Annotated in this window: 25 protein-coding genes; 13 read left to right on the top strand and 12 right to left on the bottom strand. The window is 58.9% G+C overall.

The window, feature by feature from the left end:
- Positions 1–751, bottom strand: a 751-nt coding sequence (locus ABJP42_RS01100) for a glycosyltransferase family 2 protein (protein WP_348338036.1), incomplete at its 3' end; no start/stop codon positions are given.
- Between the two features lie 238 nt (positions 752–989).
- On the opposite strand from ABJP42_RS01100, the gene ABJP42_RS01095 reads away from it, so the two are divergent.
- Complete coding sequence (locus tag ABJP42_RS01095; protein WP_348338035.1) at positions 990–2621, top strand: Na/Pi cotransporter family protein; 1632 nt, start codon at positions 990–992, stop codon at positions 2619–2621.
- Positions 2622–2659: 38 nt separating this feature from the next.
- Here ABJP42_RS01095 and leuB read toward each other — a convergent pair whose 3' ends face one another.
- Both leuB and ABJP42_RS01085 read right to left on the bottom strand, forming a co-directional pair.
- Positions 2660–3763: a 3-isopropylmalate dehydrogenase gene (gene leuB / locus ABJP42_RS01090; RefSeq protein WP_348338033.1), complete on the bottom strand. Its 1104-nt coding sequence runs from the start codon at positions 3761–3763 to the stop codon at positions 2660–2662.
- A gap of 30 nt (positions 3764–3793) precedes the next feature.
- Positions 3794–4744 carry a LysR family transcriptional regulator gene (locus tag ABJP42_RS01085; RefSeq protein ID WP_348338031.1) on the bottom strand — a complete coding sequence of 317 codons (951 nt, stop codon included), beginning with the start codon at positions 4742–4744 and terminating at the stop codon, positions 3794–3796.
- A 96-nt stretch (positions 4745–4840) separates the two neighbouring features.
- Between ABJP42_RS01085 and ABJP42_RS01080 the strand changes: the two genes are divergently transcribed.
- A complete protein-coding gene (locus ABJP42_RS01080) occupies positions 4841–5755 on the top strand; it encodes a sugar nucleotide-binding protein (RefSeq protein ID WP_348338030.1) in 915 nt (304 codons plus the stop codon).
- Here ABJP42_RS01080 and ABJP42_RS01075 read toward each other — a convergent pair whose 3' ends face one another.
- From ABJP42_RS01075 to ABJP42_RS01050, 6 genes are all read right to left on the bottom strand, one after another.
- The gene (locus tag ABJP42_RS01075) at positions 5756–6838 is read right to left on the bottom strand and encodes an endonuclease/exonuclease/phosphatase family protein (protein WP_348338029.1); all 1083 of its coding nucleotides are present in this window, start codon (positions 6836–6838) and stop codon (positions 5756–5758) included.
- Positions 6838–7671, bottom strand: a complete 834-nt coding sequence (locus ABJP42_RS01070) for a hypothetical protein (RefSeq protein ID WP_348338028.1) — start codon at positions 7669–7671, stop codon at positions 6838–6840. The genes ABJP42_RS01075 and ABJP42_RS01070 overlap by 1 nt, the downstream gene beginning before the upstream one ends.
- Positions 7672–8161: 490 nt before the next feature.
- A complete protein-coding gene (gene leuD / locus ABJP42_RS01065) occupies positions 8162–8767 on the bottom strand; it encodes a 3-isopropylmalate dehydratase small subunit (RefSeq protein ID WP_348338027.1) in 606 nt (201 codons plus the stop codon).
- A 153-nt stretch (positions 8768–8920) separates the two neighbouring features.
- Positions 8921–9454 (bottom strand): HdeD family acid-resistance protein, encoded by a 534-nt coding sequence (locus tag ABJP42_RS01060; RefSeq protein ID WP_348338025.1) that lies wholly within the window; start codon positions 9452–9454, stop codon positions 8921–8923.
- Positions 9455–9491: 37 nt separating this feature from the next.
- Positions 9492–10898 carry a 3-isopropylmalate dehydratase large subunit gene (leuC, locus tag ABJP42_RS01055; protein WP_348338024.1) on the bottom strand — a complete coding sequence of 469 codons (1407 nt, stop codon included), beginning with the start codon at positions 10896–10898 and terminating at the stop codon, positions 9492–9494.
- 58 nt (positions 10899–10956) lie between these two features.
- Positions 10957–11055 carry an isopropylmalate isomerase gene (locus tag ABJP42_RS01050; RefSeq protein ID WP_245602898.1) on the bottom strand — a complete coding sequence of 33 codons (99 nt, stop codon included), beginning with the start codon at positions 11053–11055 and terminating at the stop codon, positions 10957–10959.
- A gap of 240 nt (positions 11056–11295) precedes the next feature.
- Here ABJP42_RS01050 and rsfS point away from each other — a divergent pair, with 240 nt between their 5' ends.
- Both rsfS and rlmH read left to right on the top strand, forming a co-directional pair.
- Positions 11296–11727 (top strand): ribosome silencing factor, encoded by a 432-nt coding sequence (gene rsfS / locus ABJP42_RS01045; RefSeq protein WP_348338022.1) that lies wholly within the window; start codon positions 11296–11298, stop codon positions 11725–11727.
- Between the two features lie 113 nt (positions 11728–11840).
- Entirely contained in the window at positions 11841–12311 is a 471-nt protein-coding gene (gene rlmH / locus ABJP42_RS01040) for a 23S rRNA (pseudouridine(1915)-N(3))-methyltransferase RlmH (protein ID WP_348338021.1), read from the top strand.
- A gap of 53 nt (positions 12312–12364) precedes the next feature.
- Here the strand turns inward: rlmH and rpiB are convergent, their stop codons facing one another.
- Positions 12365–12814 carry a ribose 5-phosphate isomerase B gene (gene rpiB / locus ABJP42_RS01035; RefSeq protein ID WP_348338019.1) on the bottom strand — a complete coding sequence of 150 codons (450 nt, stop codon included), beginning with the start codon at positions 12812–12814 and terminating at the stop codon, positions 12365–12367.
- Between the two features lie 115 nt (positions 12815–12929).
- Entirely contained in the window at positions 12930–13286 is a 357-nt protein-coding gene (locus ABJP42_RS01030) for a hypothetical protein (protein WP_348338017.1), read from the bottom strand.
- Between the two features lie 144 nt (positions 13287–13430).
- Between ABJP42_RS01030 and ABJP42_RS01025 the strand changes: the two genes are divergently transcribed.
- The 7 genes from ABJP42_RS01025 (at position 13431) to ABJP42_RS00995 (ending at position 20379) form a co-directional block, all read left to right on the top strand.
- Positions 13431–14867 (top strand): FAD-linked oxidase C-terminal domain-containing protein, encoded by a 1437-nt coding sequence (locus ABJP42_RS01025; RefSeq protein WP_348338016.1) that lies wholly within the window; start codon positions 13431–13433, stop codon positions 14865–14867.
- Between the two features lie 74 nt (positions 14868–14941).
- Complete coding sequence (locus tag ABJP42_RS01020; RefSeq protein WP_348338015.1) at positions 14942–16051, top strand: FAD-binding protein; 1110 nt, start codon at positions 14942–14944, stop codon at positions 16049–16051.
- 3 nt (positions 16052–16054) lie between these two features.
- The gene (gene glcF / locus ABJP42_RS01015) at positions 16055–17380 is read left to right on the top strand and encodes a glycolate oxidase subunit GlcF (protein ID WP_348338014.1); all 1326 of its coding nucleotides are present in this window, start codon (positions 16055–16057) and stop codon (positions 17378–17380) included.
- 189 nt (positions 17381–17569) lie between these two features.
- Positions 17570–18355, top strand: coding sequence for a trypsin-like serine peptidase (locus tag ABJP42_RS01010; RefSeq protein ID WP_348338013.1), 786 nt, complete (start codon positions 17570–17572; stop codon positions 18353–18355).
- A 145-nt stretch (positions 18356–18500) separates the two neighbouring features.
- Entirely contained in the window at positions 18501–18971 is a 471-nt protein-coding gene (locus ABJP42_RS01005; RefSeq protein ID WP_348338012.1) for an Hsp20 family protein, read from the top strand.
- Positions 18972–19188: 217 nt separating this feature from the next.
- Positions 19189–19788: a TetR/AcrR family transcriptional regulator gene (locus ABJP42_RS01000; protein WP_348338011.1), complete on the top strand. Its 600-nt coding sequence runs from the start codon at positions 19189–19191 to the stop codon at positions 19786–19788.
- Positions 19789–19953: 165 nt separating this feature from the next.
- The gene (locus ABJP42_RS00995; protein WP_348338010.1) at positions 19954–20379 is read left to right on the top strand and encodes a globin domain-containing protein; all 426 of its coding nucleotides are present in this window, start codon (positions 19954–19956) and stop codon (positions 20377–20379) included.
- A 95-nt stretch (positions 20380–20474) separates the two neighbouring features.
- Here ABJP42_RS00995 and ABJP42_RS00990 read toward each other — a convergent pair whose 3' ends face one another.
- Positions 20475–21947, bottom strand: a complete 1473-nt coding sequence (locus ABJP42_RS00990) for an NAD-dependent succinate-semialdehyde dehydrogenase (RefSeq protein WP_348338009.1) — start codon at positions 21945–21947, stop codon at positions 20475–20477.
- A gap of 187 nt (positions 21948–22134) precedes the next feature.
- Between ABJP42_RS00990 and ABJP42_RS00985 the strand changes: the two genes are divergently transcribed.
- Positions 22135–22923 carry an alpha/beta hydrolase gene (locus ABJP42_RS00985; protein WP_348338008.1) on the top strand — a complete coding sequence of 263 codons (789 nt, stop codon included), beginning with the start codon at positions 22135–22137 and terminating at the stop codon, positions 22921–22923.
- A gap of 233 nt (positions 22924–23156) precedes the next feature.
- Positions 23157–24365, top strand: coding sequence for an aminopeptidase P family protein (locus tag ABJP42_RS00980; protein ID WP_348338007.1), 1209 nt, complete (start codon positions 23157–23159; stop codon positions 24363–24365).
- The last annotated feature ends 251 nt before the right edge of the window (positions 24366–24616 follow it).

The raw sequence follows: 24616 nt of genomic DNA, 5'->3' as shown, positions 1-24616 counted from the left end.
GGTCCGAGTTCAGCATGACGCTTCGGATTGCGTCCAGCACCGGGAATTGATCAAACACGCGGTCGCTGTCAGCGCTGGTGATCTGACCGGGTCGATCACGGCTGTGCAGGTAAAGCGGCGCCTCGATGTGCAACAGCAGATCTGTGCGCGCGGCAGCGCGGTAAAAGAACTCGTGATCCTCAAACCAGGTGTCCTCGGGAAACCTCAGCCCTTCGATCAGCTCCCACCGGTACAGTTTGTTCCAGGCCGAAGGGAAATGCCTTATACAGTCTTCCCACTGGTCCAGAGCATAGCTGCGGATCTGACCAGAACTGTGCCGTTCGGGCTGGCCATGGATAGCGGAATGGTCAGCGCTGAAATCGCCTGGGAAGCATAGCCGCAGCCCACAGGCCACCCAATCCGCCCCGGTGCTGTCTAGCGCCTGCCACAGCTGCATCAGATATTCCGGGGCCAGACGATCGTCACTGTCCAGAAACGCGATAAATCTCCCCTGCGCCTGCTCCAGCCCGGTGTTGCGCGCGCCGGATAGCCCGCGATTTTCCTGTTGTATCAAGCGAAAACGGGGATCTTGTTCAATCGCTTGCCGGGCTAGACTGGCGCTGTCATCCGTCGAGCCATCATCAATCACCAGGGCTTCAAAATCGCCCAGCGTTTGCGCCTGCAGACTGGCGATGCAATCGGCGACATGTTCCGCGACGTTAAAAACCGGAATGATGACCGAAATGAGCGGTCGCTTGTCAGGCCTATGCATTAAAAAAACAACTTTTCAAACAAGGGGGCATTGTACCCTTCCAGTATATTAATCTGCATCGGACTGTCACTAACCCTTATTTCGGCAGGGTCGTGGTGGGATCGTTTAACGCGCAATTCCGCTTAACCAGAGGGGGCGGCGGTCCCAGCACTGCTCTTTGACCAAAGCGCGCCGTGGCACTGCGGGCCGCCTTGTGCGACAAGGTGTTGCGCGCGAAGCTGGAACAGAAGGGGCCAAAATGACAGAGCAGTTTTTCCTCGTGTGTGGCGGGATCGGCATGTTCCTGATGGGGATGAAAGCGATGACGGGTGCTCTGCGCGAGGCTGCCGGAACAGGGTTGCAGACGATCCTGACGCGGTTCACTACCACGCCCTTTCTGGGTGTCTTGACCGGGGGGCTGACCACGGCGGCGATCCAGTCCTCCAGTGCCACCACGGTGATGACTGTGGGTTTTGTCGGGGCTGGGCTGCTGACCATGCCGCAGGCGCTGGGGGTGATCTTTGGTGCCAATATCGGCACCACGGCAACCGGCTGGCTGGTTAGCCTTTTGGGGTTCAAGCTAAAGCTCGGCACCATGGCGATGGCGCTGCTGTTTCCGGCCAGCCTGCTGGATCTTTTGGGGCGCGGCGGTTGGGCCCGGACAGGGCGGATGGTAGCGGGGCTCTGCCTGCTGCTTATTGGTCTTGATCTGATGCAGGCAGGGATGAAGGATGCCTCGGGTCTTTTGCGCCCTGAAATGCTGCCCTCGGCTTCGGTGCTGGGGCTGTTGGCCTTGGCGGCGCTGGGCGTGGTGCTGACTGTTGTGATGCAGAGCTCCTCGGCGGCAATGGCCCTGGCGCTTGTCATGCTGCAAAGTGGCGCTATTAGCCTGACTCAGGCCGTTGCCATCGTGGCCGGCATGAATATCGGCACCACCTGCACTGCCTTGCTCGCCTCGCTCGGAGGGTCGCGCCCGATGCGACAGACTGCGCTGGCCAATCTTCTGTTCAATATTGCCACCAGCCTGATGGTGGTGCCGGTCCTGTTGTTTGGAATGGAGGCCTTGCAGAGCATTGCGGCCCAGAGCAACGCGATGACAGCGCTTTTGGTGTTTCACACAGGGTTCAACCTGGTGGGCGCGATGGTCTTCTTGCCTTTCACCCAGCAGTTTGCCACTTTTATCAACTGGCTGATGCCTGAGGCGCCAAAGGATACACTGGTTGATCTGGATCGGGGTTTGCTGGCGGATCCCGCCGTGTCGCTGTTGGCGGTGCAAGCCGCGCTAGAAACTCTCACGCTACGCACCTATGCGGCCATGTCTGCGGCGCTGCAAGATCCAGCTGATTACCGTAGCCTTGCAGCCTTGCAGCCCTGCAGAACCGGTCTGGCAGAGGTCGAGGCCTTTCTGGCGGATGTTCGCCTGACCCGGGATGACGCTGCACAGGAAGCTGGGTTTTCGGCGCTGTTGCATCAGACGGACCATTTGCTGCGTCTGCTTGAGCGGCTGGAACAAACCGGCCGCATTTCGGTTCTTCTTGAAGACCCCCTCTTGCGTCGCCCGGGCCTGATCACCGGGGTAATGCTGTCCCGTTTGGCAGGCTCTCAAGGCGAGGAAGCGGAGCAGCGACGCCTGCAGCGGCTGGCGCGGCTGGTGGCGCAACGCAAGGATCGCCATCGCCGGGGGCTGCTGCTGGGCGAGCATGCCGGGATTTTTGATCTGAGTGAGGTTTTTGCCCATACCGATGCCATGCGCTGGCTCAGCCGCAGCCTGCACCATCTGGAGCGGCTGGAACATTACCGGGCACAAACGCGGGCGCTGCTCCCTGCCTTTGCGAGAAGCCAACTGTCTGCCGAAGACAAAAAAACAGAGGGCATTTTGCCCTCTGTCTGATTGCCCTGAGGGGCGATTTTGGTCTGGGGCCCTGACGGCTACAGGCTGGACTGCAGGGCGGCGACAATGGCGTCGCCCATTTCGCTGGTCGAGATCGGGTTGACGCCGTCTTCGCCCAGCAGATCCGCAGTGCGGGCACCATCGGCAAGCACTTTCTCAATGGCGCTTTCCAGGCGGGTAGCCTCGTCGCCCATGTCAAAGCTGTAGCGCAGCGCCATGGCAAAGCTGAGGATACAGGCGATCGGGTTTGCCTTGCCCTGGCCGGTGATGTCAGGGGCAGAACCATGTACCGGTTCGTACATCGCCTTTGGACGCCCATTTGCCATTGGAGCGCCAAGGCTGGCGGAAGGCAGCATGCCGAGGCTGCCGGTCAGCATCGCGGCACAGTCAGACAGGATATCGCCAAACAGGTTGTCGGTCAGGATGACGTCGAACTGTTTCGGCGCCCGCACCAGCTGCATGGCGCCATTGTCGGCATACATGTGGCTGAGCTCTACCTCGGGGTAATCCTTGCCAACACGGGTGGCGACTTCGCGCCACAGAATACCGCTTTCCATCACATTGGCCTTCTCCATCGAGCAGACCTTCTTGTTGCGGCGCATCGCCAGTTCAAAGGCAGAGCGCGCCGCGCGTTCGATTTCGGATTCGGTATAGCGCTGGGTGTTGATGCCAACCCGCTCGTTGCCCTCTTCAAAGATGCCACGGGGTTCGCCAAAATAGACGCCCGAGGTCAGTTCGCGCAGGATCATGATGTCCAGACCTGCAACGATGTCTCGTTTGAGCGAGGAGAAATCTGCCAGCGCGTCAAAACACTGGGCCGGACGCAGGTTGGCATAAAGGTCCATTTCCTTGCGTAGGCGCAGCAGGCCCCGTTCGGGTTTGACCGAAAAATCCAAGTCGTCATAGGCCGGGCCGCCAACAGCGCCGAGCAGAACCGCGTCCACTTCCTGGGCGCGTGCCATGGTCTCATCCGCGAGAGGAACGCCATGTTTGTCATAGGCGGCACCGCCGACCAGATCTTCGCTCACATCGAACTGAATGTCGCGGGCTTCACCAAACCAGGTGATGACTTTACGTACCTCGGTCATGACCTCGGGGCCGATACCGTCGCCGGGCAGAATCAGAATCGATGGATTGGACATATGTGCCTCCTAAAAACAGTTGGAGTTGGCCTACCCCTCTGGGGCCTCAGGGTCAATAACGGGCCTTGATTTCAAGGCGGCAGGCGTCGATTTGCCCGCAGATTTCAGGGCTTTTGCCAAGAGCGACCAGACCCGCTGGATACGGGGCGTTTCCCGCATGGCGCGATGGGCGGTCAGCCAGACCGGCAGGGGCGGAATTTCAACGCCAAGATCCAGCTCGGCCACGGTGTCATCCGCCTGCGCAACACCGCTTTGGCAAAAGCCGATGCCGCAGCCGGCCCGCACCAATTGCCAATAGGTGGCCTGGTTGTCACAGCGCATGGCAAAGGCACTGCGCTCTGCCTGCCAGCCCATCGCGGCCATGGTGTTCAGGATCAGATCATTGTTGTCATAGCCAACCAGATCGTGGTTCCACAGATCCTCGGCCACACGCGGCGTGCCGCGCCGCGCCAAGTAGGTATGGGCGGCAAAGATCCCCAGCGGCAGATCCGCCACATGCTGGGTGATCACCTCCAGCTGGCTGGGGCGATACATGCGCAGGGCGATGTCGGCGGCGCGATACAGGAGGTTTTTGCTTTCATCCGTTGGCACCAGTTCCAACTCGATGCCGGGTTCAGCCCTGCGTATGTCTGCCAGAATGGGCGGCAGCAGGTAATGCGCGGCAAAGACGCTGGCGGTGATGCGAACGGTGCCTGCCAGCTCTTCGGACTGGCCTGCGGCCTGCAGGGAAAGGCGATACATCTGCTGTTGCATCTCCCGCGCCATCGGCAGCAGCGCCGTGCCCGCCTGCGACAGCCGCAACCCGCGGGGGTGCCGCTCAAACAGCTGCTGGCTGAGGCTGGCTTCTAATGTTTGGATGTGGCGCCCCAGGGTGGGCTGGCTGCGGTTGAGGCTTCTCGCGGCGCCCGAAAGCGAGCCCTCCTCCGCCACGGCAAGGAAGCTTTGGATCAGGGACCAGTCGGTGAGTTTTGCAGTATCCATTCAAAAATGAATGGCAGATCTGAAATTTTTCGCAATACTATATTCTCTTTGAATGGGTGAAGCTTGTCGCATCCCTTCAAACACGGAGTTGAACTGATGAAACAAACCGCGCTTATCCTTGGAGCCTCTGGCCGCTTTGGCCGCGCTGCTGCTCTGGCTTTTGAACAGGCTGGCTGGCAGCTCCGCCGGTTCAAACGGGGGCGGGATGATCTGGCCCAGACTACCGCTGGTGTGGATGTGATCGTGAACGGTTGGAACCCTGCCTATCCGGACTGGGCCGCACAGGTGCCACAGCTGCACCGGCAGGTGATCCGGGCGGCTGAAGCCAGCGGCGCGACGGTGATTCTGCCCGGCAATGTCTATGTCTTTGGGGCCGAGACTGCCTTGCCCTGGTCAGAGGAAAGCCCCCATGCGGCGCAGAACCCATTGGGGCGCATCCGCATTGAGATGGAGCAGGCCTATCGTGCCTCCAGCGCGCAGGTGATCCTTCTGCGGGCAGGGGATTTCCTGGATACCGAAGCTTCGGGGAACTGGTTTGATGCCATGATCACCGCCAAGCTGGGTAAGGGGAAGTTTACCTATCCTGGGCGCGCCGACATCCCCCATGCTTGGGCCTTTCTGCCGGATCTTGCGCGGGCAGCCGTAGAGCTCGCGGCTATTCGCGATTGCCTGCCGCGCTATCTGGATGTGCCCTTTGCAGGCTATACCCTGACCGGGCAAGAGATCCTGGCCGAGGTCAATCGCCACCTGCAACAGCCTGCGCGTCTGGGCCAAATGTCCTGGCTGCCCTTGCAGCTGGCGCGACCGTTCTGGCCCTTGGGGCGTTGCCTTCTAGAGATGCGCTATCTTTGGAACACACCGCACCACCTTTCAGGAGAGCTGCTGCATCAGTTGCTGCCAGATTTTGCCAGCACATCTTTGCAGGTAGCCCTGCCACAGTGTCTACCAAAGGCGGTTTTGAAACATACAGCGCCGCGCGCGGGCGGCAAGGACATAAGGGCAGTGGCTTGACTAGTCGATCTTCAGATCAACCCAGACCAGCCGGTGACGGCTGGCCGTTGCGGCGGCAGAAGCTACGGCTTCGGGCCAGACGACTCCGGCACCGGCTATCTGCCAGTCCTGGGAAGGCAGCAGGTAGTCGACCCGCATCTGACGGTCCTCGCCCCAATTGACCGTATCTGTCCCACCTTGGGGTGAGGTGGGGAGCGGGTCTTGCAACCGGCTGTCCAGCAACAAATTGGCAATGGCGTCGCGGTGTCCTGCGCCTTTGTTGGGATCCAGATTGGCGCCGCCAGCAATAGCAAAGCGCTTGGACGGTACCGATCCGACAGAGGCAGGCAATTGCCCGTCCAGGAACACCTGCCACAGGCGGATTTCATCCGCGTTGCGCAGCCCATTGCGATCCTCTGGCCCATCAAACAATGGAGGGGCGGCTTGAAAACACAGCAGCGTCAGGCGCGCGCCATTGGTCAACGCAATCGGCACAGCCCAATGGGCAGTAGAGGAGAGGCGTTGGACCTTTTGCGCCTGAGCCGAGGGAAAGGGGCTGCCATCAGGGTGTTGCGGCAGGGTGGCACCGGGTATGTCACGCCACAACAGGGACGAGAGATCGGCAACTTCCTGGGTCAGGATCGGGTATTTTGACAGTAGGGCCAAGCCACCGCGCCCGGTGTAATCGCCGTAGCCTTGCGAATCTCCGGGGCCGCCAAGCCGTGTGTCGCCATCCAGATCCAGATCCGTCGCCAGCCCGGCATTGGGTTGGTCGGCAAACAGATAGGGATAGGGCGATCCAGCCTCTGCGAGGCGGTTCTCAAGCGCCTTGAGCGCTCGGTTTTCATAGTCCCAGTCGATGCCCTGTAGCAGCAAAACATCGGGCTGGGCGCCATTGATCACTGTGACCACGGCCTGAATCTGGGGATCATCGCCATGTTCAATGTCGCGCAGCAACAGCCCAGGCCCCTTGCGGGACAGTTCGGTGTTGAAGGTGGCTATGCGCAGGGTGTCTCCCTCTGCGGAACGGCTTGGCAACAAGTGGATGAGCAGCAAGCAGAGCAGCGGCAAGACAGAGAGCTTTCTCTCTGTCTTCCCAGGCATCACGCGGCCTGCAGGGCTTCGGCATGGGCATAGACTGCCCGTCTTTTTTGCGCGATGAGATCCGCCACCCGTAGCATCGCCAGCCCGCGCATGATCATCGAGGCGGGCACAAAGGCCCAGGCGGCAATTACCCAGATCAGCATAGGCGGAGCGGTGAGGTGGCTGACGTCGATCAACCCGGAGGCCAGCTTGATTGTCGCCGGAATGGCAAAGGGCAACAGGATCCCCAGAATGATATTGATGCGCCCATCGCGTTGCAACCGAGTGACCACATCGCCACCGGTGGTGGGGTCAAACAGCGGCAGGTTCACCCAGACATTGAAGGCGCCATTGGCAACCGGCCAATTGCCAATACGAATGGCGAGGATGAACCCAAAAATGGCAAGCGCAGACACGACATAGGCAATCCCGGCAGCACTGCGCACCATCTGCAGGCTGTCCGTAGGGGTCTCGGTCGGCAGCATCAGAACCGTCAGTTGCACTGGCGAATAGGCAAAATCCAAGGCCGCGCCCAGGCGGGTGCCATAGGTCTGCACCAGGGTAGTCAGCCCGGTTGGATCCATAGAATGGCGCACCAGCAGGCTTAGCGCGCCGATCATCACAAAGGCGGCGACATAACGCATCCGGTTCAGCGGCGGGGCTTCACGGAATTCAACAAAACTGGGGTAGTTGGAGAAATACTCAGCAAAGGTCAAAACACCGCCGAGAATCGCCATAAGGGCGATGATCTCAGGAGATTCTGTGGCAGAAACCGGCAAGAGCATCGATGGCATTGCGATCAGCAATGCAACAAGTATCCCGCGAGTTGCCGCGCCTGTTATGCGAGCAAACACTGCTTTTTTCCCTTCAAACTGGACTGGACGATACTTTGTCGTGCCTTTGTTCCAACTTGATGCACCCTGGATTTGCCCAGAATGCGCGCCTCAATTTTGCCCTATTTGTGCATGGATTGGCCTTGAGGCTCAAGTTTGCAATTGCGGATTGGTGATTTTCTTCGGGGAAGCCGGGAGGGATGATGCCGGAATGCATCAATTTTGCTCAAGCCAATCAGGGATTTGCGGGATAGATACCAGATGTAGTGGTTGTGATGTGTTGGGCGTCAAGAGGCCGCTCTGGTTTTGACCGTTTTGCGCAGGTGGCTGTGAAATCGGCGGGGAATGCGGCAAATTTGTGGCACATTTGTCTTAATTCCCACTCAGTTCCGCGACCGCCAATTCCCTTGTGCAGGAGGATGTCACGACAAAGCCGCCCCAAATCTTGGAGCGGCTTTGTGCAGCTTTAGACAGCGCAGCCCAAAGGCAGGTTCAGCAGATCCGCGATGGATTAGACCCAGGGACGTTCCTGCGCCATCTTACCTTCATAGGTCTCAACGGAGCCTTGTTTCTGCAGAGTCTGGCCGATGTCATCCAGACCTTCCAGCAGGCATTGCTTTTTGAAGGTATCAACCTCGAAGGTGACAACCTCACCATCCGAAGTGGTGATTTCCTGGGCTTCCAGATCAACCGTCATCCGGGCGTTTTCGCCCTTTTCCGCGTCCGCCATCAACAGATCGACCTGCTCTTGTGGCAGCACGATGGGCAGGATGCCGTTCTTAAAGCAGTTGTTGAAGAAGATATCGGCAAAGGAGGTCGAGATCACACACTTGATGCCAAAATCTGCAATCGCCCAGGGCGCGTGTTCGCGCGAAGAGCCACAGCCAAAGTTGTCACCTGCGACCAGGATTTCAGCACTGCGGTACTGCGGTTTGTTGAGCACAAAATCTTCGATTTCGGTGCCGTCGCGATTGTAGCGCATCTCGTCAAACAGGTTCACCCCAAAGCCGGTGCGCTGAATGCTTTTCAGGAACACCTTGGGGATGATCATGTCGGTGTCGATATTGACCAGCGGCATAGGCGCGGCAACACCGGTGAGCTTTTGATATTTGTCCATTTCCAGACTCCTAGATTTCGACCCACGCGCGGTGGGGGCCCGCGTCACAGCGGGGAGATCCGTGAACCAGGGGCGCAGTCATCCTGTGCCTACCTGATGGAATATGGCGGCCTGGCGGAGCGGGTGGTGAAACCCTGATCCGGTCTAGGCCGCCTAGATTTCTTTTTCTACGCTGCGCAGGAAAAGCGCGGTAAACAGCAGGCCAAAGCCATTGAACAGCATCTCAACGCCCAAGAGAATGCCGATCAGGTTCAGCAGCCAGGCGGGCTCTGCCGCCGCATTGGTCCAGATCACCCCGGCCAGTACGATGGACAGAATGCCAGAGATCAAGGTCGGCCAGAAGAACGGGAGACCGCGCATCTGAAACGACATGTAGATCCGGGCGATACCGCCTGCCATGAACAGGATCAGCACCAGCATCGACAGCGAAATGGTGCCCTGCAGCGGATTGGAAATGAAGGACCAGCCAAGGAACAGCAGCACGGCTCCCATCAGGATGGAGAGCAGTTTGTTGCCGGTGCCTTCGACGGAAAACCCGCCAACCACCTGCAGGCCACCGCTGACCAAGAGCAAAAAGCCAGTGATCGCGGTCACCGCAATGGAGGCCACCACGGGCGCACCCAGGATGAACACCCCAAACAGGATGGACAGCAGTCCCAACAACAGCATTTTCAGCCAGTCACTCATTTCTCAATTCCTCTCAAGAATACCTTTTGAGCGCAGCCTACAGCAGATCACGAATATCTGTCAGCTTTCCTGTCAGGGCAGCGGCAGCGGCCATGGCGGGGGAGACCAGATGGGTGCGACCCTTGTAGCCCTGGCGGCCCTCAAAGTTGCGGTTCGAGGTGGCGGCGCAGCGCTCACCCTCTGACAGCTGATCTGGGTTCATCGCCAGACACATGGAGCAGCCTGCAAGGCGCCATTCAAAACCGGCTTCGCGGAAGATATCGGCCAGGCCTTCTTCTTCGGCTTGTGCCCGCACCAGGCCAGAACCCGGAACGATCATGGCGCGCATGCCGTCTTTGATCTTCTTACCTTTGACCACCTCGGCCACAGCGCGGAAATCTTCGATACGGCCATTGGTGCAGGAGCCAATGAAAACAGTGTCGATCTCAATGTCAGTGAGTTTTTGACCAGGGGTCAGGCCCATATATTCGATCGAACGGCGGGCTGCATCCACTTTGCCGCCTTTGAAATCTTCGGGGTTGGGCACAACTCCGGTGATCGGCAGCACGTCCTCGGGCGAGGTGCCCCAGGTCACAACGGGCTGGATGTCTTCACCTTTCAGGGTGACAACCTTGTCGAAATGGGCGCCCTCATCGGTATAGAGCGTCTTCCACCAGTTCAGCGCGGCTTCCCATTGCGCGCCCTTGGGGGCGTGGGGGCGGCCGTTCACATAGGCGTAGGTGGTTTCATCCGGCGCGATCAGACCAGCGCGGGCACCGCCCTCGATGGCCATATTGCAGACGGTCATACGGCCTTCCATGGACAGATCACGGATCGCTTCGCCGCAATACTCGATGACATAGCCGGTGCCGCCACCGGTGCCGGTTTCGCCGATCACCGCGAGGGTGATGTCTTTGGCGGTCACACCGGGCTTCAGCTTGCCGGTGATCTCGACCTTCATGTTCAGAGATTTTTTCTGAATCAAGGTCTGAGTGGCCAGCACATGCTCCACCTCGGAGGTGCCGATACCATGGGCCAAAGCCCCAAAGGCGCCATGGGTGGCGGTGTGGCTGTCGCCACAAACCACGGTCATGCCGGGCAGAGTCCAGCCCTGTTCGGGGCCGACGATATGCACGATGCCCTGACGGACGTCAGAAACAGGATAGTAGTGCACACCAAATTCCTTGGCATTTTTATCCAGGGCTTCAACCTGAATGCGGCTTTCCTCGGTCATCTGCGACGGATCTTCACGGCCTGCGGTGGTGGGCACGTTGTGATCCGGCACTGCGATGGTTTTATCCGGTGCATGCACCGAACGGCCGGCCAGGCGCAGACCTTCAAAGGCCTGCGGGCTGGTCACTTCGTGGACCAGGTGGCGGTCGATATAAAGAAGGCAGGTGCCATCCTCTGCTTCATGCGCAACATGCGCATCCCAGATTTTGTCATAGAGCGTTTTGGGGGACATGTGTCCTCTCCCGTATGTGTCAGGTGTATATAGCTGGCGTAGGGCTTAGGCTGCAGCCTTATAGGCGCGCCAGGACCGTGCGGGCGGCACCATAGAATCGCTCGCGCAGACGGGCGCGGTCTTGCAACTCAATCTTCTGGGCCAATACGAGGGTCATGCCCGTCAGATACAGGCGGGGGGGCGGGCGATCAAGGGTGCGAAGGGGGGGGATTGCCGCAATCGGGGCATTCTTTCCCTTGAATCCTTGTAAATAGGGCGGCTTCCCTCTTTCGGTAGCCGCCGAGATCAGGCAGAGAGTGCCGATGATTCGAAGCCCGCTGCCGCTTTCATTGAAATATGGCGCGGGAATTGCTATTTTTGGCATATCCCCAGCGCCGGGGGAGAGTCGGCGCGCCTTATGGAGGACAGTGTTCTGTCGACCGAACCTCAAGCGGCTGCTGCCGCTGATAGCGAGGCAGTGGAGACCGCTGCCAAGAGCCGCCCAACCAATGTGGTATTGCTGGAGCGGATCCTGAGCTCTCTGGATGAAGACAAGGCTGAAGATGTCGTGCAGATCGATCTGCGCGGCAAGACGGCTATTGCCGATTTCATGGTCATCGCCACGGGGCGTTCAAGCCGCCAGGTTGCCGGGATCTCGGAAAAGCTGGCCGACCGGCTGAAGCATGAATATGGCATTCTCAGCAAGATCGAAGGCCGCGATACCGGCGATTGGGTCCTGATTGATACCGGCGATGTCATTGTGCATCTGTTCCGCCCTGAAGTGCGCGAGTTCTACCAAATCGAAAAGCTCTGGCAGCCCGGTATGACCCCAGGCCAGGAAGAGTCCTAAACCAGGACTAAAGTGACAGGGTGGCCCTTTGTTGGGGCCGCTCCTGCGCATTGACGGGACGGCCCTGTCATTGGCTTTGTCTGCGCCAGTAATTTCCAGCGAGGGTTTTTCCGATGCGTATTCATATCTGCGCGGTTGGACGGCTGCGTGCTGGGCCTGAAAAGTCCCTCATTGACGACTACCTCACGCGTTTTGACCGCACCGGCCGGGCGCTGGGCCTTGGCCCGGCCCGTATTGTTGAGGTTGAGGACAAGAAGAATGCCGGCATGGGGGCCGAAGCCACCCTGCTGCGTAAATCCCTGCCCAAGGGCGCGGTGATCTGCACCCTGGATGAACGCGGCAAGTTGCTCAGCTCACCGGATTTCGCCAACCGTCTGGGCGATTGGCGCGATTCGGGGCGTCAGGATCTGGCGCTGATCATCGGTGGCGCTGATGGCATTGACCCGAGCCTGCGGGCTGAAGCCGATTTTTCGATCTCGTTTGGCAAGATGGTCTGGCCGCATATGATGGTGCGGGTGATGCTGGCCGAACAGATCTATCGCGCCGCAACCATACTCTCCGGTAGCCCCTATCATCGGAGCTGACCGGGTACAGCCTGCGCGCCGGGCCGGTGGCCAGGCGCGCAGGCTGGATCTGCCTAGGCTTCGGAAGGTTCGATCATTTCCATGCGGGTGGCGTGGCGGCCGCCTTCGAAGTCAGCCGACAGGAAGGCGTCGACGATATCCAGCGCCAGACCCTTACCGACAACCCGAGCGCCGATTGACAGCATATTGGCATCGTTGTGCTGGCGGATCATCCGCGCCGAAAAGGTATCGGCGCACACGCCGCAGCGGATGCCTTTGACCTTATTGGCGGCCATCATGATGCCCTGGCCCGTGCCGCAGACGATAACGCCCAGATCATAATCGCCGGAGGCCACACGCTCGGCGGCTTCGCGGCCATGCTTGGGGTAATCGGTGCTTTCCGAGGTGGTGGGGCCGAGATCAAGCACATCATAGCCAAGACCGGCAATATGCTCAGCAATGGTCTGGCGCAGTTGGATGTCGGCGTGATCGCTGGAAAGAACGACGCGTTTTTTGGCAGTCATGGCGGGGGTGTCCTGTAGCAAAAGAGGAGGGGGCGGATTGCCAGACCTGTGTCACAAGATGCCTCGCGCCGCAAGGAAGAGGCGGGCGTAGCTTTCCCTCAGCTCAACGACCGGATCATTTTAACGCGACCACAAAGAGATCATCAGCCCAGCCATCAACCAGGCAACGGGCTTGGATTTGGACCTGCTTGCTGCCCGCAGGGACCGAGACGCCACTCAGCGATCTGGTAAAGGGTTGCTCCTGTACATGTGGATGGGCCAGCACCCGCAGCCCTAGTTCATTGCTCTGCATGTCAAGCACCCGCCAGCCATCGGCGTAGTGATCCCAGCCGGTATCGGGATGGGAGAGGGTGACATCAAACCGCCAGGTGTCGCCGGATTGAGTGGCTGTGGCCGCCTGGATTGTTGGCGGGTCAGCGAGAGCGGGGAACGCTATCAGAGCGGCGAAAAAAGCTAAGGTTGGTTTGATCATAGGGCAGCTTAACCTCTCTGAAATGGTGTGGACATCACGATGCCGTGTGGGCCGGGGAGGTGGCTGTGACAACTTCTCTCTTGCCAGAGGGGTTAAATTGGTAATATTACTTTACCAAACTCAGTGCAACCTTAGGAGAGCTCCATGGAGATGCCTGTCCCCGATCCCGCCATTCTGACCCGCAAAGCGCATCTGGTGACTCGGCTGAGCGCAGTTTTGCCAGGTGATGCGCTGATCGAGGATGAACGGGAAACCCGCGCCTATGAATGTGACGGGCTGGCGGCCTATCGCTGTCCGCCGATGCTGGCGGTGCTGCCGCGCACCACCGAGGAAGTCTCTGACATCTTGCGGATCTGTCATGAGGAAGGCGTGCCTGTGGTGCCGCGCGGGGCGGGCACTTCGCTGGCAGGCGGGGCGCTGCCCACGGCGGATAGCGTGATCCTTGGGGTGGCGCGGATGAATGAGGTGCTGGAGACGGATTATAACAACCGGGTGATCCGGGTGCAGTCTGGACGCACCAACCTCAGCGTCTCTGGCGCAGTGGAGGAAGAAGAGTTCTTTTATGCGCCTGATCCGTCCAGCCAGCTAGCCTGCGCCATTGCCGGCAACATCGCAATGAATTCGGGCGGCGCTCACTGTCTGAAATATGGCGTTACCACCAACAACTTGTTGGGGGTGACCATGGTGATGATGGATGGCACCGTGGTGGAAATTGGCGGCGCGCATCTGGATGCGGGCGGGCTTGATTTGCTGGGGGTGATCTGTGGCAGCGAAGGGCAACTGGGCGTGGTCACCGAGGCCACGCTGCGCATCCTGCGCAAACCGGAAGGCGCACGGCCAGTGCTGATTGGATTTGACAGCAATGAGGTGGCCGGTGCCTGTGTCAGTGACATCATCAAGGCGGGCGTTCTGCCAGTGGCGATTGAATTCATGGACCGTCCCTGCATTGCCGCCTGTGAGGCCTTTGCTAAGGCGGGCTATCCGATGTGTGAGGCACTGCTGATCATCGAGGTTGAGGGCAGCGAAGCAGAGATTGCCCATCAGTTGAGTCTGATCGTGGAGATCGCGCGGCGACATAACCCGGTAGAGCTGCGCGAGGCCGGTGACGCCGATGAGGCGGCGCGGATCTGGCTGGGACGTAAATCCGCCTTTGGCGCCATGGGGCAGATCAACGATTATATGTGTCTTGACGGCACCATTCCGGTGGCCTCATTGCCCGCCGTGCTGCGCCGCATTGGCGAGCTGTCTCAGGACTACGGGCTGGAGGTGGCAAATGTGTTTCATGCCGGAGATGGCAATATGCACCCCTTGATCCTGTTTGATGCCAATAAGCCAGGAGATCTGGAGCAGTGCGAGGCCTTTGGCGCTGAAATCCTGAAGCTTTGTGTGGATGTAGGCGGTTGTCTGACTGGCGAGCACGGCGTTGGCATCGAGAAGCGGGATCTGATGCTCTATCAATATGCGCCCGTCGATCTGGAAGCGCAGCTGCTGGTCAAGGATGTGTTTGATCCCAAGTGGTTGCTCAATCCGGCAAAGGTCTTTCCGCTTGGCGCAACCAAGGCGCGGCGGTCGGCGGCCTAGGCAGCAGAATAGACGAGACGATCATGATGGGGGCTTTGCCCCCAAACCCCCAGAATATTTTTGGAAAGATGATGATGCTTATTCCGAAAGATGAGGCCGAACTGGCTGAGGCGATTGTTGGCACGGATACTCCCCTCTGCATCAAAGGCGGAGGGACGCGTGGATTTGAAGTCGAAGGCTCCGTTTTGAGCCTGGCTGGCCTGAGCGGTATTGAGCTTTATGAGCCGGGATCTCTGACCCTGGTGGTCAAGGCGGGGACGCCGATCGCACAGGTTGAGGCCTTGTTGGCCAGCGAAGGTCAGCGCATGGCTTTTGAGCCAATGGATGCCCGTGGACTATTGGGCGGGGGAGGTGAGCCCACCATTGGCGGTGCCTTTGCTACCAATGCATCTGGTCCGCGCCGCATTCAAGGGGGCGCGGCGCGCGATTATCTGCTGGGGGTGCGGTTTGTTGATGGCATGGGACAGGTGGTGAAGAATGGTGGTCGGGTGATGAAAAACGTCACCGGCTATGATCTGGTGAAGCTGATGGCGGGAGCCCATGGAACCCTGGGGGTGCTGAGCGAGGTCGCGTTGAAGGTGCTGCCCATTCCTGAGGCTGTTGCTACCCTCAGCGTTGCAGTTGCGGAGCTTTCGGTTGCCGTACAGGCGATGTCTGCGGCACTGGGCTCGCCCTTTGATGTGACGGGGGCGAGTTATGATCCGGAGACAGGCCTGGTGCATATCCGGGTAGAAGGTTTTGCGCCCTCGGTTGCCTATCGTCAGGACAGGCTTGTGGAGGTACTGGCCGCTTTTGGCGAGGTCTCCGCGCAGGGGAGTGATGCCAACCTGTGGCGGGGGATTCGGGATGTTTCCAAGTTTGAGGGCCGGGTCGGCGATGTTTGGCGGATTTCTGTAAAACCTTCGGATGCGGTGATTTTGGCGCCGCTTCTAGGTACAGCAGGATTGCTGTTCGACTGGGGCGGTGGGCTAATCTGGGCCCTAAGCACTGAAGGCACTGATTTGCGGGCGAAAATGGCCCAGGCAGGGGTGACTGGACATGCCACGCTGGTGCGGGGCAGTGCTGAGACCAAAGCGGCTTTGGGGCGGTTCCAGCCGCAGGCAGCGCCACTGGAAGAAATTTCAAAAGGGTTGCGGCAGAGGTTTGATCCGCGCGGCCTGCTGAATACAGGGTTGATGGGGTAAATCATGCAGACGACCTTTACCAAAGATCAGTTGAAAGATCCCGGCATCGCTCGCTCGAATGAGATTTTGCGCGCCTGTGTGCATTGCGGGTTCTGTACTGCAACCTGTCCGACCTATCAGGTGCTTGGGGATGAGCTCGACAGTCCGCGCGGGCGGGTTTACCTGATCAAGGATATGCTGGAGAACAACCGGGTACCCGATGCCAAGACGGTCAAACATATCGATCGTTGCCTGAGCTGCCTGGCCTGTATGACCACTTGCCCGTCGGGGGTGCACTACATGCATCTGGTGGATCACGCGCGGGCTTACATCGACAAAAATTACAAACGCCCTCTGACGGATCGCCTGTTGCGGGCGGTTCTGGCGCGGATTCTGCCCTATCCTGGACGCTTTCGCTTGGCCCTGCTGGGGGCCAAAATTGCGCGGCCCTTCAAAGGCCTGATGCCGGATCCACGTCTGCGGGCAATGCTGGAGATGGCGCCCAAACATATCCCCCCGGTCAGCCGCAATGATGATCCGCAAAGCTTTGCGCCAAAGGCGGCGCAAACGAAACGTGTGGCGTTGATGACGGGCTGTGCACAAAAGGCGCTGAACACCGATATCAATGATGCCACCATTCGGCTGCTGACCCGGTTGGGCTGTGAGGTGGTGGTGGCCAAAGGCGCTGGCTGTTGTGGCGCGCTGACCCATCACATGGGGCGCGAAGATGAAAGCCATGCCACTGCTGCTAAGAACATCCGGGCCTGGAGTGCCGAGATTGATGGCGCAGGGCTAGATGCCATTGTCATCAATACCTCGGGCTGCGGCACCACGGTCAAGGACTATGGTCATATGTTCCGCAATGATCCGCTGGCCGCGGATGCGGCACGGATCTCTGAGCGCTGCATGGATATCTCTGAGCTTTTGATGAAGCTGGAGCTGCCCGAAGGGTCGGACAAGGCGCTAACCGTTGCCTATCATGCCGCCTGCTCCCTGCAGCACGGCCAGCAGATCAAGACCCATCCTAAAACCCTGCTGAAACGCGCGGGCTTTAAGGTGGTGGAGCCTGCGGATAGCCATCTGTGTTGCGGTTCTGCCGGGACTTACAATCTGATGCAGCCGGAAATTTCGGGTGAGCTGAAGGCGCGTAAGGTAAAGACGTTGGAGGCCAAATCCCCGGATCTGATCGCGGCGGGCAACATTGGCTGCATGATGCAGATCGGCTCGGCCACGTCCGTGCCAATTGTGCATACGGTGGAATTGCTGGACTGGGCCACGGGCGGGCCAATACCACCAGCGCTGATTGGCGGGCAGGTGCAGCCACAGGACAATGTGCCGATGCTGCGCTGAAAACCCTGCTTTGCGGGCAACAAACCTGAGGCCTTTGGGGATTATTTCTTCTGTGGGCTGTCATTCACGCGGGCTTGCCGTATTTTTGCCGAAGCTTGCAGGTATATCTATCTGCAATCGGGTGAGGAGAGCGGCGTGCAGGGTTTGCAATATTTGGGACGAGGTGTCGCGCGACTGGCGAGTCTTGTCATGCTGCTGCCCCTTATGGCGCAGGCTCAGGACAGCCGGTTGCAGCGTATGGACACCTCGGATTCCGGGCGTGGCTGGGAAGCGGTTGGGCGGCTGGATGTCAATGGTGAAGGCTTTTGCACCGGGTCCTTGATTGCCCCGGATCTGGTGCTGACAGCGGCGCATTGCCTCTTTGATTCGCACAGCGGTGCCCGGATCAAGCCACAGGCCATCGAGTTTTTGGCCGGTTGGCGCAATGGTCGGGCCTCGGCTTATCGGACGGTTGCGCGGGCGGTGGTTCACCCGGATTATGTTTTTGACGGCGAGGTCTCTACCGACCGTGTGCGCAAGGATATTGCCCTGTTGCAGTTGCAACGACCGATCCGCAACACCACCGTCATTCCGTTCCAAACCGACAGTCGGCCCCGCAAAGGTGCCGATGTGGGGGTGGTCTCTTATGCTCATGATCGCTCCGAAGCCCCCTCGATCCAGGAGCTTTGTGCGGTGATGGGGCGGCAGGAGGGGGTGTTGATCATGTCCTGCGATGTGGACTTTGGCTCTTCCGGTGCGCCTGTGTTCTCCTTTGAGGGTGGCATGCCGCGCATTGTCTCGGTGGTTTCCGCCAAGGCGGAGGTCGAAGGCCGGCGGGTGTCCCTGGGGGCGGCACTGGCAGAGGAGTTGCAGATCCTGAAAACCCAATTGACCAGTGCGCGGATCGGCAGCCGTATGCCCGAAGGCGTCGGCCGGGTGCAGGTGGGCGGCGCACGTCCCTCTGGTGGGGCCAAGTTTGTTCGGCCCGGCGACTAACCTGTTCCGGGCCGCAGGTCTTGTAATCCGATGTGGCGTGCATATTTCATTTCTAGTCGGGGTCGCCGGTCACCGGGGCTCAGATGACAAACGCCCGTCCCTTTGGGAGGGTGAAATGAATGTCGCTCATATTCGAGGATAGAACATGCGTAGATTTGATTTTGCACCGCTGAACCGTGCAACCATTGGTTTTGACCAGATCGCTGATCTGATGGACCGCGCCCTGAGCAATGATGTCGGGCAACCCAGTTACCCCCCATATAACATCGAAAAAACTGCTGCCGACAGCTATCGGATCTCGATTGCTGTAGCCGGTTTTGGCGAAGAAGACCTGACCGTGGAAGTGAAGGAAAACGCCTTGGTGGTTTCTGCCCGCAGGGGTGACGAGGTCGAGGGTCGCAGTTTTCTGCATCGCGGCATAGCCACCCGCGCCTTTGAGCGCCGCTTTACCCTGGCCGATCATGTCCGCGTCACCGGCGCCAGCCATGCGGACGGTATGTTGCATATCGATTTGCACCGCGAAGTGCCCGAAGCACTGAAGCCGCGCCGCATCGAGATCAGCTCTACCGGACCAAAGCAGACCGCCATCGAAGCAGAGGCGCAGGCGCTCAACTAACCTAAACCAAACTCCGTTCCGTTCATGAGCTTTCTCCAGGGAGCCTGCATGGAGTGAGCATAGCCCCAGCCCTCGCAAGAGGGTTGGGGCTATGTTTTTGTCAATTGGGATTGAGTGAAACGAGCGAACACTTACCGATTGGTAGGATTAGTTGCTTACCAGATGGTAAGTCGAGCGGGCCCATGCTATGGATTGACAAACGCTCAGGGATCCAACGATGACTGTCACCTCCCAAACCAGTTTGGATTTGTTGCGAATCGCCAGGCAGCATCTGGCTGCGCGGGGCTATCATGGCACCAGCCTGGCCGGGGTTGCAGCGGAGTTGGGGCTGACCAAACAGGCGCTGCTGCATCATTTCAAATCCAAGGACCTGCTGTACCACGCGGTGATGGGGCAGCTGAAACAGCAGCTGCTCGACCTGTTGTTTGAGGCGATGGAAGCAACCGAACAGGCAGAGCTTCAGCTGGAGGGGTTCTTTGTATCGCTCTGCCATTGCGCTGTGCAGGATCCAACAGTTGCAGCACTGTTAATCCGGGTTTTGTTGGAAGAGTCCGAGCCCGCAGCGATAGAGGGCGCATTGCCCCTGCAGGAGGTTCTGGAGCCCCTTGTGGCCTTGGTTCAGGCAACAGCAGGGTGGCAACAGGCCGGTTTTGCCGCGGCGCTGGGCCTTGCCACTGAATTGCTCGGCGCGGTCTGCCTGCTGCCCGCATCCCAGGCAGGACTGTCGCGCCGGTTTGGACCTGCGCCTATAGACGAAGGGCTGAACCAGGCCGTGGCACATACAGGGGATTTGGTTCGGACCCGGTTGCTGCGTTAGCATCAAGCCCCTCCGCACAGTCTATGCGGGTAGTGTTCAGTAGGATCCCTGTGTGCTGACGGAACTCGTTTAGGGGGAACTCCCGGTATTTTGGCCCTTGTGCGTTGGCGCATTAAAAGGTGTACTGAAAATGATTGTTTTAACTCTTTGGTGAAAGGCCACGCGATGGAATCGATGGACGTCAAAGAAATGCAGTCCAGTTTTTCAGAGATTTACGCCAAAAAGGCAGAGTTGGCAGAACGTTTTTATGTCCATCTTTTTGACCAGATGCCAGAAATCGAAGCGCTGTTCTCCGATGATTTCGCCAAACAGAAAGAGATGTTTGCCTCGATGTTGACCTATTGCCTGAGAGGCGCGGTGGACAATCGGAGCTTGATCCATGCGGGGGATACTCTGGCCAAAACTCATGCCCAGTACAACCTTGGACCGCGCGAGGCAGAGATGGCAGGCAAAGCGGTGATGGCCGCCCTGGTGGATGTTCTGGGAGATGATCTAAGTGCCGCGCAGGCCATCGTCTGGCAACAGGCAATCGCGCGGGTGATGCGGATGTTCCTACAGGGCGAGGAAGCTGAGCAACGGGCATCGACCTGATTGCAGCCCAGCGGGCGAAGACTTAAAAGCCTTCGTATCCTTGGTACCCTCCAGGCCCATAGCTAGAACGCCGGGCCCGGAAGGGATTTAGCGTGTCAGACCGACATGCAGATGTATTTCATTTCCAGATAGTCTTCGATGCCATGGTGGCTGCCTTCGCGGCCCAGACCGGACTGTTTGACGCCGCCAAACGGAGCGACCTCGGTGGAAATGATGCCGGTGTTGACGCCAACAATGCCATATTCCAACGCTTCGGCGACCTTGTAGACCCGGCTCAGATCTTTGGCGTAGAAATAGGAGGCCAGGCCAAAGATGGTGTCATTGGCCATCGCGATCACCTCGTCCTCGTCTTCAAACTTGAACAGGGGCGCCAGTGGGCCAAAGGTTTCATCCGTGGCAAAGGCCATCTCGCGGGTAGCTCCGGTGACAATTGTTGGCTCAAAGAAAGTGCCGCCAAGCTCGGATGGGTTGCCGCCCAGAATGACCTCTGCGCCCTTGGCGGTGGCATCGGCGATATGGTCCTGAACCTTGGTGACGGCCTTGGCGTTGATCAGCGGCCCAAACAGGGTGCCGTCTTCCATGCCATCGCCAACTTTCATATTGGCGACTGCTTCTTTCAGCTTGGCAGCAAAGGCGTCATAGACTCCGGCCTGCACATAGATCCGGTTGGCGCAGACGCAGGTCTGGCCGTTGTTGCGGAACTTGCACATGATAGCGCCTTCGACAGCTGCATCGAGATCGGCGTCGTCAAAGACGATGAAGGGTGCATTGCCGCCCAGCTCCATGGAGCATTTCATCACTGTATCAGCGGCCTGGCGCATCAGGATGCGGCCGACCTGGGTGGAGCCAGTAAAGGTCAGCTTGCGCACCGCGTTGTTGTCGCAGAACTCCTTGCCGATTTCAGAGGCATCTGACGAGGGGACAACGCTGAAAACGCCCGCCGGAATGCCAGCGCGATCCGCCAGAACGGCCAGCGCCGTGGCAGAGAGTGGCGTCAATTCTGCCGGGCGGGCAACAAAGGCACAGCCAGCAGCCAGCGCCGGGCCTGCCTTGCGGGTGATCATCGCATTGGGGAAGTTCCAGGGCGTGATTGACGCGGCCACCCCAATGGGCTGTTTCAACACGGTGATGCGTTTGTCGCGCTGATGGCCCGGAATTGTCTCACCGTAGATGCGTTTGGCCTCTTCGGCGAAGAACTCAATGAAGGAGGCACCATAGGCGATTTCCCCACGGGCTTCGGCCAGGGGTTTGCCCATTTCTGCGGTCAGGATGATGGCCAGATCTTCCTGGTTTTCCATCATCAGATCATACCATTTCCGCAGGGTATTGGCGCGTTCCTTGCCAGTCCATTTGGCCCATTCCTTTTGTGCCACATCAGCCTGAGAAATGGCGCCAGCCACCTGGGAACGGCTGAGGTCGGTCACCTGGGCGATGACATCGCCGCGCGCCGGGTTCACAACGTCAAATGTGGCGTCGCCAGCGACGAAGACGCCGCCGATATAGGCACGGGTTTCCAGCAGGCTGGGGTCGCTCAAAAGCGTTTTTAGTGCGGTGGTTGTTTGCAACATAGGGACCTCCCGAGGTGTCATTGGGCGCATGAAAAACAGCTGGGTTCAAAGATGTCCAGAAAGAACCATGAGTCCAGATTTGATCAGATTATACTTAACCTGTTTATTACATCCTGATCGAGAGAAGAGTGTTTGACAATAGCAGACCCAGATAGTCACCTGTTGTACAAAGAAGGGGAGCACGAGCATGGAATTGGACGACGCCTACGCAAACGGGGCGCATATCGCAGGTGCTGAAGAGTTCCCGCCGCGTTGGGCGGCCTCTGCAGAGGATTTTCGCAACAGCCTGCATGAGCGCGCGCGTCTTGATATCCCCTATGGGGAAGGGGAGCGTCACCGCTTTGACCTCTTTTTGCCCGAGGGTAGCCCAAAGGGGGTGCTCATCTTTGTGCACGGCGGCTATTGGCTGGCCTTTGACAAAAGCTCCTGGTCACATCTCGCGGTTGGGGCGCTGGCCCATGGCTGGGCGGTGGCAATGCCCTCCTATGATCTGTGCCCCGAGGTGCGGATCGCCGATATCACCCAGCAGGTCGCCGCGGCAGTGGTGCGGATCGCCGAAGAAGTACCTCAGGTGCCGATTTCGCTGGCCGGGCATTCTGCAGGCGGCCATCTGGTGGCCCGAATGCTGGACCCGCAGGTGATCCCGGCAGAGGTTGGTGAGCGATTGCAAATGGTGGTGCCAATTTCGCCGCTGGCGGATCTGCTGCCACTGCTGCGCACCTCGATGAATGACAAGTTCCAGATGAATTGCGAAACGGCAAAGGCGGAAAGCCCGGTGGAAATGCAGGAACGCTACCAGACCGAGGTCACCGTCTGGGTTGGTGCCGAGGAACGCCCGGCCTTTCTGGATCAGGCGCAGTGGTTGGCAGATGCCTGGCATGCGGATCATGTGATTGCCTTTGGCAAACATCATTTCAATGTGGTGGATCCGCTGGCGGATCCTGAAAGTGATCTGGTGCGGCTGCTCACGAGCTAAGCAGAAATGGTTTGATCTATCGCCCCAAAAGGACGTGCAGGAGGCGGCGTTGAAAAAACGCTTGCCTCCTTTTGCATTCGGGCGCATTTTCTGCCCAGACCGGGCGATGGCGTCGCCACATGGGGTCATTCACGGGGGCGGAGCCTGAAGGTTGCCCAGCCTGTGCCCATGGGTCCGTTTCAACATTCCGTCCTGTACGCCAGGACCTTTCTTGAGCAAAGGAAGGATCCAGCATGACTGCACGTCCTGACATGTATCGTTTTCACAATGGTGAAAAAGCCCCGCTGCAATTTGCGGTTTCTGAATATGAGGCGCGCATCGCGAGCCTGCGCAAAATCATGGGGGACACCGGCGTGAGCGCCGCTGTCTTCACCTCAATGCACAATATCTCTTACTACTCCGGCTTTACCTACTGCGCCTTTGGCCGCCCCTATGGTTTGGTGGTAACAGCTACTGAGGCCGTGACCATTTCGGCTGGTATCGACGCGGGCCAGCCCTGGCGGCGGTCTTTTTGTGACAACATCACCTATACCGATTGGCAGCGCGACAATTTCTGGCGCGCGGTGAAGTCGGTAGCGGGCGAAGGCGTGGTGGTTGGCTTTGAAAGCGACCACTTGACCTTGCTGCAAAAATCCAAGCTCGAAGGGTTCCTTAGCCCGTCTAAATTGGTGGATCTGTATCAGCCCACCATGGTGCAGCGGATGGGCAAATCCGAGGCCGAGCTGGAGATGATCCGCGCCGGTGCAGCGGTGGCCGATGTGGGTGGTTTCGCCATTCGCGAGGCGGTGAAGGAAGGTGCACGCGAGATTGATGTGGCCATGGCCGGGCGCGATGCCATGGAGCTGGAGATCGCCAAGCGCTTTCCGGATGCGGAGTATCGCGACAGCTGGGTCTGGTTTCAGTCGGGGATCAATACCGACGGCGCCCATAACCCGGTGACAGCGCGCAAACTGCAGCGCGGTGATATCTTGTCGCTGAACACCTTCCCGATGATCTCTGGCTATTACACCGCGCTGGAACGCACCATGTTTGTCGGCGAAGTCGATGCCGAGAGCCTGAAGATCTGGGAGGCCAATGTGGCGGCCCATGAATATGGCATCTCCTTGCTGAAGCCGGGGGCCAGCTGCGCCGAGATCACCCATAAGATCAACGCTTTCTTTGAAGAGCGGGATCTGCTGCAGTATCGGACCTTTGGTTATGGCCATTCCTTTGGGGTGTTGTCGCATTACTATGGTCGTGAGGCTGGGCTGGAACTGCGCGAAGACATCGACACGGTGCTGGAGCCTGGCATGGTGATCTCGATGGAGCCAATGCTGACCATCGCCGATGGAGAACCGGGCGCTGGCGGCTACCGCGAGCATGATATCCTGATTATCCACGATGAGGATAATGAGAATATCACCAAATACCCCTATGGCCCGGCGTTCAACGTCGTCGGCTGACAAGCAGAGCCAAATGCTCCCGCCCAGGCTTGATCCCGAAAGGGATCAAGCCCCGTTGGGCCCGGCACCGCGCCTTTGGCGCGGTGCTTTTGCGTATTCCTGCTGGCTTGCTGGGGAATGTAACGGCGGGGCAAATCGCGACCTGCTTGCGGTTGGAATTGGAGGAGGGGCGGGCTTGCCCTCTTGCTTTCAAGGCCAAACCACTTATGAGTGGCCACCTCACCTTTTTGTTGAAACAGGGCTCGTAGGGA

The organism is Pseudophaeobacter sp. (assembly GCF_039971195.1).
Lineage (GTDB): Bacteria > Pseudomonadota > Alphaproteobacteria > Rhodobacterales > Rhodobacteraceae > Pseudophaeobacter.
The sequence above is the reverse complement of the archived record's forward strand: the minus strand, read 5'-3'. Positions and strand labels throughout refer to the sequence as shown.

Bases quoted from the DNA above. Each gene is read 5' to 3' on its own strand.
- ABJP42_RS01095 (WP_348338035.1), top strand. From the start codon at position 990: ATGACAGAGCAGTTTTTCCTCGTGTGTGGCGGGATCGGCATGTTCCTG.
- leuB (WP_348338033.1), bottom strand. From the start codon at position 3,763: ATGTCCAATCCATCGATTCTGATTCTGCCCGGCGACGGTATCGGCCCC.
- ABJP42_RS01085 (WP_348338031.1), bottom strand. From the start codon at position 4,744: ATGGATACTGCAAAACTCACCGACTGGTCCCTGATCCAAAGCTTCCTT.
- ABJP42_RS01080 (WP_348338030.1), top strand. From the start codon at position 4,841: ATGAAACAAACCGCGCTTATCCTTGGAGCCTCTGGCCGCTTTGGCCGC.
- ABJP42_RS01075 (WP_348338029.1), bottom strand. From the start codon at position 6,838: ATGCCTGGGAAGACAGAGAGAAAGCTCTCTGTCTTGCCGCTGCTCTGC.
- leuD (WP_348338027.1), bottom strand. From the start codon at position 8,767: ATGGACAAATATCAAAAGCTCACCGGTGTTGCCGCGCCTATGCCGCTG.
- ABJP42_RS01060 (WP_348338025.1), bottom strand. From the start codon at position 9,454: ATGAGTGACTGGCTGAAAATGCTGTTGTTGGGACTGCTGTCCATCCTG.
- leuC (WP_348338024.1), bottom strand. From the start codon at position 10,898: ATGTCCCCCAAAACGCTCTATGACAAAATCTGGGATGCGCATGTTGCG.
- ABJP42_RS01050 (WP_245602898.1), bottom strand. From the start codon at position 11,055: ATGACCCTCGTATTGGCCCAGAAGATTGAGTTGCAAGACCGCGCCCGT.
- rsfS (WP_348338022.1), top strand. From the start codon at position 11,296: ATGGAGGACAGTGTTCTGTCGACCGAACCTCAAGCGGCTGCTGCCGCT.
- rlmH (WP_348338021.1), top strand. From the start codon at position 11,841: ATGCGTATTCATATCTGCGCGGTTGGACGGCTGCGTGCTGGGCCTGAA.
- rpiB (WP_348338019.1), bottom strand. From the start codon at position 12,814: ATGACTGCCAAAAAACGCGTCGTTCTTTCCAGCGATCACGCCGACATC.
- ABJP42_RS01030 (WP_348338017.1), bottom strand. From the start codon at position 13,286: ATGATCAAACCAACCTTAGCTTTTTTCGCCGCTCTGATAGCGTTCCCC.
- ABJP42_RS01025 (WP_348338016.1), top strand. From the start codon at position 13,431: ATGGAGATGCCTGTCCCCGATCCCGCCATTCTGACCCGCAAAGCGCAT.
- ABJP42_RS01020 (WP_348338015.1), top strand. From the start codon at position 14,942: ATGCTTATTCCGAAAGATGAGGCCGAACTGGCTGAGGCGATTGTTGGC.
- glcF (WP_348338014.1), top strand. From the start codon at position 16,055: ATGCAGACGACCTTTACCAAAGATCAGTTGAAAGATCCCGGCATCGCT.
- ABJP42_RS01010 (WP_348338013.1), top strand. From the start codon at position 17,570: ATGCTGCTGCCCCTTATGGCGCAGGCTCAGGACAGCCGGTTGCAGCGT.
- ABJP42_RS01005 (WP_348338012.1), top strand. From the start codon at position 18,501: ATGCGTAGATTTGATTTTGCACCGCTGAACCGTGCAACCATTGGTTTT.
- ABJP42_RS01000 (WP_348338011.1), top strand. From the start codon at position 19,189: ATGACTGTCACCTCCCAAACCAGTTTGGATTTGTTGCGAATCGCCAGG.
- ABJP42_RS00995 (WP_348338010.1), top strand. From the start codon at position 19,954: ATGGAATCGATGGACGTCAAAGAAATGCAGTCCAGTTTTTCAGAGATT.
- ABJP42_RS00990 (WP_348338009.1), bottom strand. From the start codon at position 21,947: ATGTTGCAAACAACCACCGCACTAAAAACGCTTTTGAGCGACCCCAGC.
- ABJP42_RS00985 (WP_348338008.1), top strand. From the start codon at position 22,135: ATGGAATTGGACGACGCCTACGCAAACGGGGCGCATATCGCAGGTGCT.
- ABJP42_RS00980 (WP_348338007.1), top strand. From the start codon at position 23,157: ATGACTGCACGTCCTGACATGTATCGTTTTCACAATGGTGAAAAAGCC.